Source organism: Streptococcus sp. KHUD_013, from assembly GCF_052588545.1.
Map to the genome: position 1 here is coordinate 826,754 of NZ_CP186264.1, position 12,286 is coordinate 839,039.

Sequence of the window (12,286 nt, forward strand, 5' to 3'; positions counted from 1 at the left end):
ACATGGGACACTCGATTGTTATCGGTTTTTTCACTAGGAGACTTTGTGAATTTTTGAAAATTTTGATACAATAGAGAGTATGAAAAAGCTGACAATTAACCGACAAGTTGAGAAGAAAATCCATAAAGGTTATAAGATTTTAGAAAAGATTGACTTTGGTCAATTCCCCTTTGACAATGAGGTGGTTGAGCTGGTCACAGCTTCAGGTCATTTTCTAGGGACAGGCTATCTTTCAGAGCAAAACAAGGGTCTTGGTTGGGTCATTTCCACCAAGAAAATCACCTTGGATCAGGCTTACTTTAGTCAGCTATTTGCTAAAGCTAAGTCCAAGCGTCAGTCTTACTATCAGTCGGAATTGGATACAGCTTTTAGAATTTTTAATCAAGAAGGCGACGGATTTGGTGGCTTGACCATTGATCTCTATGGAGATTATGCCGTCTTTTCCATCTACAATGCCTTTGTTTATCAAATCAGAGAGCTGCTTGTTGCGGCTTTTCAAGAAGTCTTTCCAGAGGTCTTGGGAGGATATGAAAAAATCCGTTTCAAGGATCCAGGTTATGAGTCAGCCCATCTTTTTGGTCAAGAAGCTCCAGAGCATTTTTTGATTTTGGAAAATGGTGTTCGCTACCAAGTCTTTCTGAATGATGGCTTGATGTCAGGGATTTTCTTAGACCAACACGATGTGCGTGCTAGCTTAGTAGATGGCTTAGCTGCAGGTAAAAGCTTGCTCAATATGTTTTCTTACACAGCGGCTTTTTCGGTAGCAGCGGCTATGGGAGGAGCAGTAGAAACAACCTCTGTTGATCTGGCCAAGCGGAGTCGTGAACTCTCTGAAGCCCATTTTGTGGCAAACGGTCTAGCATTGGACCAGCACCGCTTTATCGTCATGGATGTTTTTGATTATTATAAGTATGCTAAGCGTCATGGCTTGACTTATGATGTGATCGTTCTAGATCCTCCGAGTTTTGCTCGCAATAAGAAGCGAACTTTCTCAGTTGCGAAGGATTACCACAAACTAATCGAGCAGTCCCTAGAGATCTTGAAACCAAAAGGTATTTTGATTGCTAGTACGAATGCTGCCAATGTCAGTCGGGATAAATTTAAGAAAGAAATTGAAAAGGGCTTCAAAGGCCAAAAGCATCACTATATCAGTGAAGTAGGACTTCCAGCTGATTTTCAATACAATGAAAGGGAAGAAAGTAGTAATTACTTGAAAGTTTTTACAATTAAGGTGGATCAATGAAATTAGTCGTTTCTGTAATGCCAAGAAATTTTGAAGAAGCACAGGCCATTGATGCCAGTCGTTATCAGGATGCAGATGTCATTGAATGGCGTGCGGATTATTTAGACAAAAATGATATCTTACAAGTGGCGCCTGCCATCTTTGAGAAATTTGCAGGCCGTGAAATTTTATTTACGCTACGGACTCGGGAGCAGGGAGGAGAAATTGAGCTTTCTGGCGAAGAGTACGTAGCTCTTATCCATGATATCAACAACATCTACCATCCGGATTATGTCGATTTTGAGTACTTTGGTCATCAGGCCGAGTTTAACCAGATGATGGATTATTCCAATCTTTGCTTAAGCTACCATAATTTTCAGGAAACCCCTGAAAATATGATGGAAATTATGTCAGAGTTAACCAGCTTTACACCGAAATTGGTCAAGGTATCTGTAATGGCTCATACCGAGCAGGATGTTCTGGATCTAATGAACTATACACGTGGTTTTAAGACGCTAAATCCAGAACAAGAGTTCGTTACCATTTCTATGGGGAAAATCGGCCGAATCTCTCGCATTGCTGCCGATTTAACTGGTTCTGTTTGGTCCTATGCTAGTGTAGGAGTGGAAAGTGCACCAGGACAAATTAGCTTGTCCAGCATGCACAAGATTCGGGAGATCTTAGATGAAGATTGATGGCTATACGCGAATGGCGGCTGTGATTGCTAAGCCCATTCGTCATAGTATCTCACCCTTTATTCACAATCAAGCTTACCAACTAACCGCGACCAATGCAGTCTATCTTGCTTGGGAAGTGGAAGAAGAACAAGTCGAACAAAGTCTTCAACAGTTACGGGTACTAGATATGTTGGGCGCTAATATTTCCATGCCTTACAAGAAAAAGGTCTTGCCATTTTTAGATCAGGTAGATGGAAGTGCACAACTTATTGGTTCGGTCAATACGGTTGTTCAGAAAGATGGTCGTTTAACAGGCTACAACACAGACGGACTTGGTTTTCTAAAGAGTCTCCCCAAGACTTTTTCGATAAAGAATAAGAAACTTGTCCTTTTAGGAGCAGGTGGTGCTGCGACTGCTATTGTTGTAGAGGCCAGTCGGCAAGGAGTTGGCGAGATTCATTTATTTGTTCGTCCCGAAAGCTTAGATAAGTATCAGGCTATCTTTGCTCCACTATCTGAAGCTCTTGCTGTTTCAATTGTCCTTCATGACTTATCCAGTCGGGATCAGTTAAATGCAACGATAGAGGGGACCGATTTATTGATCAATGCTACAGGAATAGGAATGGACGGGTCTTCTCTCCCTATTCCGAAAGACTTTATCTTTCCTAAAGGTTGTCTAGTGGCTGATTTAGCTTATTTTCCTGCCAAGACACCATTTCTTCAATTAGCAGAAGAACAAGGGGCAAAAACCTTAAATGGCTTGGGAATGCTCTTCCAACAAGCTGCCGTTGCCTTCGAACTGATGACGGATAAAACTTTCCCGGAAGAGGAAGTCTGGCAAGCTTTGAAATTGGAATACCCAGATTATGTATTAGAAAAATGATGGAAGAAAACAGAAAAACTTAATCAAGTATGCTCTGTTTTCTATTTTTATACAATAGTGAAATTGTAATCTTTTTCACATGGATTTGAAAGGAGATCCTTATGAAGGTGAATGTTGATCTACCAAAGAATGGTTATGAGATTGTCATTGAGAATGGAGCGATCCAAAAGGTTGGAACCTGGCTCAGTCATTTATGGGAAGCTCAAAAAGTAGCAGTCATTACAGACAATCATGTAGGGTCTCTTTATGCAAGTCAGGTGGTAAAAAGCCTTGAAAGTGAAGGATTTACAGTGATTAGCTATGAGTTCCTGGAAGGAGAAGCTAGTAAAAATCTGACGACCGTTCAAAAAGTCTATGAATTCTTAGCCAAGAATGGCATGACACGATCTGATGGCATCCTTGCTCTTGGGGGTGGTGTTGTTGGTGATCTAGCTGGCTTTGTAGCTTCCACCTATATGAGGGGCATACATTTCGTTCAAGTACCGACTAGTTTGACGGCTCAGGTTGACTCCTCTATCGGAGGTAAGACCGGAGTCAATACACTCTATGCTAAGAACATGGTAGGAACCTTTGCCCAACCGGATGGGGTATTGATTGATCCTGAAGTGCTGCGGACTCTTGGCAAACGCGAGTTGATCGAGGGCATGGGGGAAGTCATTAAGTACGGTCTCATCGAAGATCCTGCCTTATGGGAAGAACTGGATCAAATGGATGGCTCCATTGAGTCTATTTATGAGCATGCAGAATCCCTGATTGCCCATTCCTGTCAAGTCAAGCGCAAGATGGTCGTCGAAGATGAGCTAGACCAGGGCATTCGTCTTTATTTGAATTTCGGTCATACCCTTGGCCATGCGATCGAAGCAACAGCCGGTTATGGCCAGGTCATGCACGGGGAAGCCGTAGCGATTGGAATGGTGCAAGTTACTAAGGTGGCAGAAGCTAAGGAATTGGTTCAAGCCGGTTTAACGCAGGCTATTCGCCAAATGTGTCAAAAATTTGGCTTACCAGTAGAATTCCATACTTGGGATAAGGAAAAGCTTTATCAGGCCTTGACCTTGGACAAGAAGGCGAGGGGCAATCAATTGAAACTCGTTTTGGTACCAGAAATTGGAACTTGTCAGATCCATCCAGTCCCATTGGAAGAGATGAGAGACTTCTTACACTAGAAAGCGACAAAGGAGATAGCATGCGTTATTTAACAGCAGGAGAATCACACGGACCACGACTTACAGCTATTATCGAAGGTGTGCCAGCAGGGCTCCCTTTGACAGCTGATTATATCAACGTCGAATTAAAACGCCGCCAAGGAGGCTACGGTCGTGGAGCACGGATGAAGATTGAAAGCGATCAGGTCGAGATCACCTCTGGTGTTCGCCATGGCTTGACCATGGGAGGTCCTATCACCTTGAATGTCACCAATCTAGACCATCAAAAATGGCTGGAAATCATGTCTGTTAGTGATGTGGAGGAAAAGAAGAAGGGCCTCCGGAAAATTACCAAGCCTCGTCCAGGCCACGCTGATTTGGTCGGTGGCATCAAGTACCGTTTTGATGACTTGCGAAATTCTTTGGAACGGTCATCCGCTCGGGAAACAACCATGCGGGTAGCAGTAGGTGCAGTAGCCAAACGTCTATTGGAAGAGATTGAGGTTCAAGTAGCCAGCCACATCGTCAATTTCGGTGGCATCGAAGTAGAGGTTCCGGAAAATCTAACGGTTTCCCAAATCAAGGAAGCGGTTGCTCAATCCGAGGTTTCCATCGTTAATCGAGAGCGAGAAGAGGAAATCAAGGCCTATATCGATAGTGTGAAGAAAGAAGGGGAAACCATCGGAGGGATCGTCGAAACGATTGTAGGTGGTGTGCCTGTCGGTCTGGGTTCTTTTGTCCAATGGGATAAGAAATTGGATGCCAAGATCGCTCAAGGGGTTGTCTCTATCAATGCCTTTAAAGGTGTAGAGTTCGGGCTAGGCTTTGAAGCAGGTCGTCGAAAAGGCAGTCAAGTCATGGACGAAATTCTCTGGTCTGAGCAAGATGGGTATACTCGTCGAACCAATCATCTGGGCGGATTTGAAGGCGGCATGACCAATGGAGAGCCAATTATCGTCCGTGGAGTAATGAAACCAATCCCAACTCTTTATAAACCCCTCATGAGTGTCGATATTGAAACGCACGAACCGTATAAGGCAACGGTGGAGCGGAGTGATCCAACAGCGCTTCCAGCTGCAGGGGTTGTCATGGAGGCTGTGGTGGCAACGATCTTAGCCACAGAAGTCTTGGACAAGTTCTCTTCTGATAATCTGGAAGAATTGAAGGAAGCTGTCGAGCGTCATCGGGCCTATACCAAAGCTTTCTAACTGGAGAAATAGATGGAAGAAAAGGTTGTTTATATCGTAGGTCTAGGACTGATTGGAGCTTCGTTAGCTATGGGAATCCGAAAAGCTCATCCGCAAATGACTTTACTAGGCTATAATCGTAGTCAAGCCTCACGAGATATTGCTCTAAAGAAGGGAATTGTTGATGAGGTGACGGCTGATTTGGAAGAGTTTGCTTCTCGAGCTGATGTCATCATCGTCTCCCTACCTGTCAAGCAAACCATTCAAACCTTTCAGCAACTGGCGAGAATGCCACTGAAAGAAGGAGTCATTGTGACAGATGTGGGCTCTACCAAGGGGGCCATTGTAGAAGCTGGCGAAAATGCTTTTAGACATCTCCCAGTCCGTTTTGTCGGCGGGCATCCCATGGCGGGAAGTCACAAGACAGGTGCTGCCTCAGCTGACTCCACCCTCTTTGAAAATGCCTATTACATTTTTACCCCAACAGCTGCGACTGACCCGAGTTCGGTCTTGGAATTGAAGGCTCTACTCTCAGGGCTTGGAGCCCGTTTCATCGAGGTAGATCCAAGGGAACACGATCGGGTCACTTCCCAGATCAGTCACTTTCCTCATGTATTGGCAGCTACCCTGATGGGACAAGCAGCTGCTTATACAGAAGATCACAGCCTAACAGGTCGCTTTGCTGCAGGAGGATTTCGTGATATGACGCGGATTGCGGAGAGTGAGCCCAGCATGTGGACCTCCATTTTGCTATCCAATCCAGCTGCTGTTCTCGATCGGATAGTAGACTTTCAGGCTCGCCTTGACCAAGTTGCTGAGATGATTCGCCAAGGGCAAGAAGAAGATATCTGGTCTTTCTTCAATCACAGTCGAGAGCAACGGCAACATATGCAGATCCATAAAAGAGGCGGGGTGGAAAGCACCTTCGATATTTTTGTGGATGTCCCAGACGAAGAAGATGTCATCCTTCGGATCCTCGAATTGCTTCGAGGTACCTCCTTGGTCAATATTCATATTAATGAGGAAAACCGGGAAGATGTCTACGGGATTCTTCAGATTTCCTTTAAGACGGCTGCAGATCAAGCGCGGGCTGAAGCCCTGATCACCGAGCAAACGGATTATAGTGTGGTGATCAAATAGTAGGTCCTAAGTAGGATTTTTACAAAAATAGCAGTTTCTAACACAAGATGTAACAGAATCTTTGTATAATAGAACAAAACCAAATTGTTAAGGAGAAATCACATGTCAAATATTTATGATCTAGCCAATGAATTGTCACGCGGAATTCGTGACTTACCAGAATACAAGGCTGTCCTTGCTAGTAAGGAAGCCATTGATGCCGATGCCGATGCAAAAGCGTTATTCGGAGACTACCTGGCTTTCCAACAAGAAATTCATGGAGTCATCCAGTCTGGACAAATGCCAACTGAAGACCAACAAAAGAAAATGCAAGACTTCGCTGGGAAGTTACAAGGAAACCCAATTGTAAATGAGTTTTTCACCAAACAACAGCAATTGTCTGTTTATCTAGGAGATATTGAACGGATTATTTTTGATCCAGTTCAAGATTTATTTAAATAAGGGAGAGGTGGAGAGCCCACCTCTTTTTCTCTCCCATCTTAGAGGACCTTCCAAGTGAACGTTGAAAATGGCTGTTTTTTATGGTAAAATTTTTAGAAAAGCTTGAAGGGGTAAGCCATGAAATTACAAACGAATTGTAAGGGTTTAAATGGAATCATTCGTGTTCCAGGGGATAAATCGATCAGTCATCGTTCGATTATCTTTGGTAGCCTTGCGCATGGAACCACTAAGGTCTATGATATCCTACGTGGTGAAGATGTCTTATCCACTATTCAAGTATTTAGAGACCTAGGCGTTTCTATCCAAGATGATGGTCAAGTGATCACCATCGAGGGGAAAGGCTTTGAAGCCTTTCAACAACCTAAGAATGATCTGGATATGGGGAACTCAGGCACCTCCACTCGATTGATAGCGGGTGTCTTAGCAGGAAGTCCATTCCCAGTCACCATGGTTGGAGATGACAGCTTATCCAAACGACCAATGGATCGGGTGGCGATCCCCCTAAGAGAGATGGGAGTCACTGTCCAGGGGCAAACTGAGCGAGATATGCTTCCTCTTCACCTTCATGGGACAAAAGAATTACAACCAATCCATTATTCATTACCGATAGCCTCTGCTCAGGTCAAGTCAGCTCTTCTATTTGCTGCCATGCAAGCAGAAGGGGAGTCAGTCATTCTAGAGAAAGAACTGACACGGAATCATACTGAAGATATGATCCAGCAGTTCGGTGGCCAGATCAGCGTGAAGGGCAAAGAAATTCGCCTACGTGGGCCTCAAAGCTTCCATGCCTGTGAGGTGACGGTACCAGGTGATATTTCCAGTGCAGCCTTTTGGTTGGTAGCTGGTTTGATTGTCCCTAATAGTCAGATTCGTCTAGAGAATGTCGGGATCAATGAGACTCGTACAGGTATCCTAGAGGTTATTGAAAAAATGGGAGGCAAGCTTCAAATATTGGATGTTGATCCCCTTGCTAAGGCTGCGACGCTTGTCGTAGAGACTTCCGACCTCCATGGAACAGAAATTTCGGGTGATTTGATTCCTCGTTTGATTGATGAGCTTCCAATAATTGCTCTTTTGGCAACTCAAGCTTCTGGCCAAACCATTATCAAAGATGCTGAAGAATTGAAAGTCAAGGAAACGGATCGCATCCAAGTAGTGGCAGATAGTCTAAATGCCATGGGGGCTAACATCACACCAACAGAGGATGGGATGATTATTGAGGGGAAAACGCCCTTACATGGTGCTAGCCTACAAACCTTTGGTGACCACCGGATCGGTATGATGGGAGCTATTGCAGCCCTGCTTGTAAGCGATGGTAAAGTGGAACTTGTGCGTGCTGAAGCTATTAATACCAGCTATCCAACCTTCTTTGCAGATTTAGAAAAGGTGTCTCATGCCTAAAGTACTACTCGGCTTTATGGGAGCAGGGAAAACGACCATTGGCTCTTTATTGGACCCAGCTTTTGCAGATATGGATGAACTCTTGGTCCAACGCTTAGAAATGCCGATTTCTGACTATTTTGCTCGCTATGGAGAAGACAGTTTTCGCCAGCAAGAGTCGCTTTTGTTGCATGAGTTACTCAATCAAGAGAGCTCGGTCATTTCAACTGGTGGGGGCATCGTCCTGAAACCAGAAAATCGCAAGCTTCTCAAGAAGAATGCTTATAATATTTATTTGCGGATTGATTTTGAGCGGCTTTATCAAAGACTGGCTGCCGATCCTGCAACTAAGCGCCCCCTCTTTCTTAATAAAAAACCAGAAGAGTTTCGTGCCTTGTATGAGCAACGCCTGCCCCTTTATGAAGAAGTAGCCACACATGTGATTGATGTTGCTGATAAGACACCAGAAGAAATTGTGGAGATCATCCGATGCTTGTAGCTTATCTCGGTCCTAAGGGATCCTTTACCCATCATGTAGCCCTTGAAAGTTTTGAAGAGGCGACCTTATGCCCTTACGGGTCTATCACAGAAGTGATCAAAGCTTATGAGTCCGACCAAGTAGATTATGCGGTTATCCCTGTTGAGAACTCCATCGAAGGCAGTGTCCATGAGACGATTGACTACCTCTTTCACCAGGCTCGTTTCCAGGCTATTGCAGAAGTGGTTTATCCCATTAAGCAACAACTTTTGGCAGTTAAGCAGGATCAATCCATTGAAGTGATCTATTCGCATCCTCAAGCATTAGCTCAAGGGAAAGCCTATGTTCAGGAACATTTTCCTCAAGCCAGACTAGAGATGACAACTTCGACATCCTATGCAGCTCGATATGTCTCTCAACATCCAGAGCTTCCTATTGCAGCCATTGCGCCTTTGGAGGCCAAGGATGAATATGGTCTGGAAGTGGTGGCCAGTAATATTCAAGAGATGGATCAAAATTATACCCGCTTTTGGATTCTTGGTCAGCGACCTTTTAAAGGTAGTCATTCCTTAAAGAAAGTTTCCTGTAAGAATAGTCTGGCCATTACCTTACCAAGTAATATTGCAGGTTCTTTATGCCAGGCCTTAGCTACATTTGCTTCCAGAGAATTAAATTTAACAAAAATTGAGAGTCGTCCTTTAAAGACGGTCCTAGGGGAATATTTTTTTATTATCGATGTGGTGGATGCTGACGAATCACTGTTTGCTTCTGCCTATCAAGAACTGGAATCCTTAGGAGCATCTATCAAAACCTTGGGCCACTATTCGGTCTATGTGCTAAACAACAATGAAATGGAGAACGTATGAGTAGAGAATCAGAAAACCTATCCTATCATGAACAAAAGAGATTGGATTATCTTTATTCCAACTATCATTATCTGAATGAGAAAGAGCAGTTGGAATACAAGTATCTAAAGAATAAATCAGAGGGACGATCCCAAGATGACTCCGTTTCAGCAAGTGCAGAAGAGTCTGTGGTTTCCTCAAGTAGAAGCGAAAACGAGTCTGATGAATTACCAGTCTATCCATCACGGAGCCGAAAGGATAAAACCCAAACCAATAAAAAGAAACGAGAGGAAGTAGTAGCTCTTCCCAAACGTAAGAAGGGAAAAAAAATCCGCTTCAAACGTATTTTAAAGTGGATTGCCATTTTCGTCTTGTTGGTCCTTGGTGGAATGGTCTTTATGTTTCTCAAAGGCTTGAATAGCAAACCTGGTGGGACCAACGCCCAACCAGCTGTTAAAGAGTATTTCAACGGTCAGAAGACCAAAGACGGGGTCAATATCCTGATCTTGGGAACAGATGGTCGAATAGGGGAAAACTCGTCTGAGACGCGAACGGACTCTATCATGGTCGTTAATGTCAACAACAAGGACGGTAAGGTAAAATTGGTCAGCTTCATGCGGGATACTCTGGTACATATTGATGGCGTGAGCCAGCAAACAGATCCAGAATATCAAGATTATTATGACCAGAAGTTGAATACGGCCTTTACCATTGGAGAGCAGAATAACAACCAAGGGGCGGAATTGGTCCGTCAGATGCTCAAGGATAACTTTGACATTGATATCCAATACTACGCCATGGTCGATTTCCAAACCTTTGCGACAGCCATTGATACCCTCTTCCCAAATGGGGTCGAGATGAATGCGCAGTTTTCCACTATTGATGGTGAAAAGGTCAGTGAAGTGGAAGTGCCAGACGATTTGAACATGAAAGACGGTGTCGTTCCTCAGCAAACCATCAAGGTCGGAAAACAACGGATGGATGGCCGCACCCTCCTCAACTATTCTCGTTTCCGTAAGGATGATGAGGGCGACTTTGGCCGGACAAGACGCCAACAAGAAGTTATGTCTGCCATTGTTCACCAAATCAAGGATCCAACCAAGCTCTTTACTGGATCTGAAGCACTAGGAAAGGTCTTCGCTATGACCTCAACCAATGTACCCTTCTCCTTCCTGTTGACAAACGGAATTGGCTTAGTCGGAAGTGCTAGCAAGGGGATTGAACGCATTACCATTCCAGAAAATGGTGATTGGGTCGATGCCTATGATATGTATGGCGGACAAGGATTGCTGGTCGATTTCGATGCTTATAAAAAGAAATTGTCCCAAATGGGCTTAAGATGATATAATTAAGGGATAGGAGTTTTGAAAACTCCATCCCTTTTAATTTGTAGAAAGATTGAACACCATGTTAAAGAAAAATGATATTGTAGAAGTTGATATTGTCGATTTGACCCATGAGGGAGCAGGGGTGGCTAAGGTCGATGGCCTGGTCTTTTTTGTGGAGAATGCCCTACCAGGAGAAGTGATCCGCATGCGCGTGCTTAAAGTCAACAAAAAGATCGGCTACGGTAAAGTAGAGGAGTACTTGGAAAAATCTCCTCACCGCAATGAAGAACTGGACCTGGCTTACTTGCGAAGCGGCATTGCTGACTTGGGCCACCTGGCTTATCCGGAGCAACTGAAATTCAAGGCCAAACAAGTCAAGGATAGTCTCTACAAGATAGCAGGAATATCCGATATCGAAGTGCCCCTCACTTTGGGAATGGACCATCCCGTCCAGTATCGCAACAAGGCCCAGGTCCCTGTCCGTCGTGTCAATAGTCAGGTAGAGACAGGCTTCTTTCGGAAGAACTCTCATGATTTGATGCCGATTGAAGATTTCTATATCCAAGATCCAGTCATTGACCAAGTGGTCTTGGCGCTTCGTGATTTGATTCGTCGGTTTGACCTCAAGCCTTATGATGAAAGGGAACAATCTGGCTTGATTCGTAACCTTGTTGTTCGTCGTGGGCATCATTCTGGAGAAATCATGGTTATTTTGGTGACCACTCGTCCTAAAATTTTCCGAGTTGAACAGTTGATTGAACAAGTCATCAAGCAGTTCCCAGAGATTGTGTCTGTTATGCAAAATATCAATGACCAGAATACCAATGCCATTTTTGGGAAAGAATGGCGGGTTCTCTATGGTCAAGATTACATTACGGACCAAATGTTGGGGAATAGCTTCCAAATCTCTGGACCAGCCTTTTACCAGGTCAATACAGAAATGGCAGAGAAGCTCTACCAGACAGCCATTGACTTTGCGGAGTTAAAAGAAGATGATGTGGTGATCGATGCCTATTCAGGAATCGGGACCATTGGCTTATCAGTCGCTAAACATGTCAAGGAGGTCTATGGGGTCGAAGTCATCCCTGAAGCCGTTGAAAATAGCCAGAAGAACGCAGAATTGAACGGTATCAGCAATGCTCACTATGTCTGTGATACAGCAGAAAATGCCATGAAGAATTGGCTCAAGGAAGGCATCCAACCAACTGCCATCCTGGTCGACCCACCACGCAAGGGCTTGACCGAAAGCTTTATTAAAGCAAGCGCCCAAACAGGAGCTGACCGCATCGCCTATATCTCCTGTAACGTCGCAACCATGGCGCGTGATATAAAGCTCTATCAAGAGTTGGGCTATGAATTGAAGAAAGTCCAGCCGGTGGATTTGTTTCCACAAACGCACCACGTCGAGTGTGTTTCTCTGCTCGTAAAAGCCTAGAAACCTTTTAGCGAAAGGCTTTATGAGGCCACTGGAAACAGTGGCTTTTTAGTCTTAGTGGGGATGTATTAAAGTAACAACTAAAACTGTAGTTGTTGCTATATTGCCATAATATCCAGGCTGGT

At 44.3% G+C, this 12,286-nt stretch carries 12 protein-coding genes; all 12 read left to right on the plus strand.

Annotated elements, in window-relative coordinates:
- Positions 1-79: 79 nt before the first annotated feature.
- The 12 genes from ACOXXR_RS03730 to rlmD all read left to right on the plus strand — a co-directional run bounded on the left by ACOXXR_RS03730 (position 80) and on the right by rlmD (position 12,161).
- Positions 80-1,243: a class I SAM-dependent rRNA methyltransferase gene (locus tag ACOXXR_RS03730; RefSeq protein WP_445278759.1), complete on the plus strand. Its 1,164-nt coding sequence runs from the start codon at positions 80-82 to the stop codon at positions 1,241-1,243.
- Positions 1,240-1,917, plus strand: a complete 678-nt coding sequence (aroD, locus tag ACOXXR_RS03735; RefSeq protein WP_048716962.1) for a type I 3-dehydroquinate dehydratase — start codon at positions 1,240-1,242, stop codon at positions 1,915-1,917. The genes ACOXXR_RS03730 and aroD overlap by 4 nt, the downstream gene beginning before the upstream one ends.
- The gene (gene aroE / locus ACOXXR_RS03740) at positions 1,907-2,782 is read left to right on the plus strand and encodes a shikimate dehydrogenase (protein WP_342992007.1); all 876 of its coding nucleotides are present in this window, start codon (positions 1,907-1,909) and stop codon (positions 2,780-2,782) included. Before aroD ends, aroE begins: the two co-directional genes overlap by 11 nt.
- A 101-nt stretch (positions 2,783-2,883) precedes the next feature.
- Positions 2,884-3,948, plus strand: a complete 1,065-nt coding sequence (aroB, locus tag ACOXXR_RS03745) for a 3-dehydroquinate synthase (RefSeq protein WP_445278760.1) — start codon at positions 2,884-2,886, stop codon at positions 3,946-3,948.
- A 20-nt stretch (positions 3,949-3,968) separates the two neighbouring features.
- Positions 3,969-5,135: a chorismate synthase gene (aroC, locus tag ACOXXR_RS03750; RefSeq protein ID WP_445278761.1), complete on the plus strand. Its 1,167-nt coding sequence runs from the start codon at positions 3,969-3,971 to the stop codon at positions 5,133-5,135.
- Between the two features lie 12 nt (positions 5,136-5,147).
- A complete protein-coding gene (locus tag ACOXXR_RS03755; RefSeq protein WP_445278762.1) occupies positions 5,148-6,254 on the plus strand; it encodes a prephenate dehydrogenase in 1,107 nt (368 codons plus the stop codon).
- A 102-nt stretch (positions 6,255-6,356) separates the two neighbouring features.
- A complete protein-coding gene (locus ACOXXR_RS03760; protein WP_061564079.1) occupies positions 6,357-6,695 on the plus strand; it encodes a YlbF/YmcA family competence regulator in 339 nt (112 codons plus the stop codon).
- A gap of 117 nt (positions 6,696-6,812) precedes the next feature.
- Positions 6,813-8,096: a 3-phosphoshikimate 1-carboxyvinyltransferase gene (gene aroA, locus ACOXXR_RS03765; protein ID WP_445278763.1), complete on the plus strand. Its 1,284-nt coding sequence runs from the start codon at positions 6,813-6,815 to the stop codon at positions 8,094-8,096.
- Positions 8,089-8,574, plus strand: coding sequence for a shikimate kinase (locus ACOXXR_RS03770; RefSeq protein WP_154853185.1), 486 nt, complete (start codon positions 8,089-8,091; stop codon positions 8,572-8,574). Before aroA ends, ACOXXR_RS03770 begins: the two co-directional genes overlap by 8 nt.
- Complete coding sequence (gene pheA / locus ACOXXR_RS03775; protein WP_445278764.1) at positions 8,565-9,419, plus strand: prephenate dehydratase; 855 nt, start codon at positions 8,565-8,567, stop codon at positions 9,417-9,419. The genes ACOXXR_RS03770 and pheA overlap by 10 nt, the downstream gene beginning before the upstream one ends.
- Positions 9,416-10,741, plus strand: a complete 1,326-nt coding sequence (locus tag ACOXXR_RS03780) for an LCP family protein (protein ID WP_445278765.1) — start codon at positions 9,416-9,418, stop codon at positions 10,739-10,741. Before pheA ends, ACOXXR_RS03780 begins: the two co-directional genes overlap by 4 nt.
- Before the next feature lie 64 nt (positions 10,742-10,805).
- A complete protein-coding gene (rlmD, locus tag ACOXXR_RS03785; RefSeq protein WP_445278766.1) occupies positions 10,806-12,161 on the plus strand; it encodes a 23S rRNA (uracil(1939)-C(5))-methyltransferase RlmD in 1,356 nt (451 codons plus the stop codon).
- Positions 12,162-12,286 lie beyond the last annotated feature (125 nt).

Coding starts and splice junctions, on each gene's coding strand:
- ACOXXR_RS03730 (WP_445278759.1), top strand. CDS start 80: ATGAAAAAGCTGACAATTAACCGACAAGTTGAGAAGAAAATCCATAAA.
- ACOXXR_RS03755 (WP_445278762.1), top strand. CDS start 5,148: ATGGAAGAAAAGGTTGTTTATATCGTAGGTCTAGGACTGATTGGAGCT.
- ACOXXR_RS03780 (WP_445278765.1), top strand. CDS start 9,416: ATGAGTAGAGAATCAGAAAACCTATCCTATCATGAACAAAAGAGATTG.
- pheA (WP_445278764.1), top strand. CDS start 8,565: ATGCTTGTAGCTTATCTCGGTCCTAAGGGATCCTTTACCCATCATGTA.
- rlmD (WP_445278766.1), top strand. CDS start 10,806: ATGTTAAAGAAAAATGATATTGTAGAAGTTGATATTGTCGATTTGACC.
- ACOXXR_RS03760 (WP_061564079.1), top strand. CDS start 6,357: ATGTCAAATATTTATGATCTAGCCAATGAATTGTCACGCGGAATTCGT.
- aroB (WP_445278760.1), top strand. CDS start 2,884: ATGAAGGTGAATGTTGATCTACCAAAGAATGGTTATGAGATTGTCATT.
- aroD (WP_048716962.1), top strand. CDS start 1,240: ATGAAATTAGTCGTTTCTGTAATGCCAAGAAATTTTGAAGAAGCACAG.
- aroA (WP_445278763.1), top strand. CDS start 6,813: ATGAAATTACAAACGAATTGTAAGGGTTTAAATGGAATCATTCGTGTT.
- aroE (WP_342992007.1), top strand. CDS start 1,907: ATGAAGATTGATGGCTATACGCGAATGGCGGCTGTGATTGCTAAGCCC.
- ACOXXR_RS03770 (WP_154853185.1), top strand. CDS start 8,089: ATGCCTAAAGTACTACTCGGCTTTATGGGAGCAGGGAAAACGACCATT.
- aroC (WP_445278761.1), top strand. CDS start 3,969: ATGCGTTATTTAACAGCAGGAGAATCACACGGACCACGACTTACAGCT.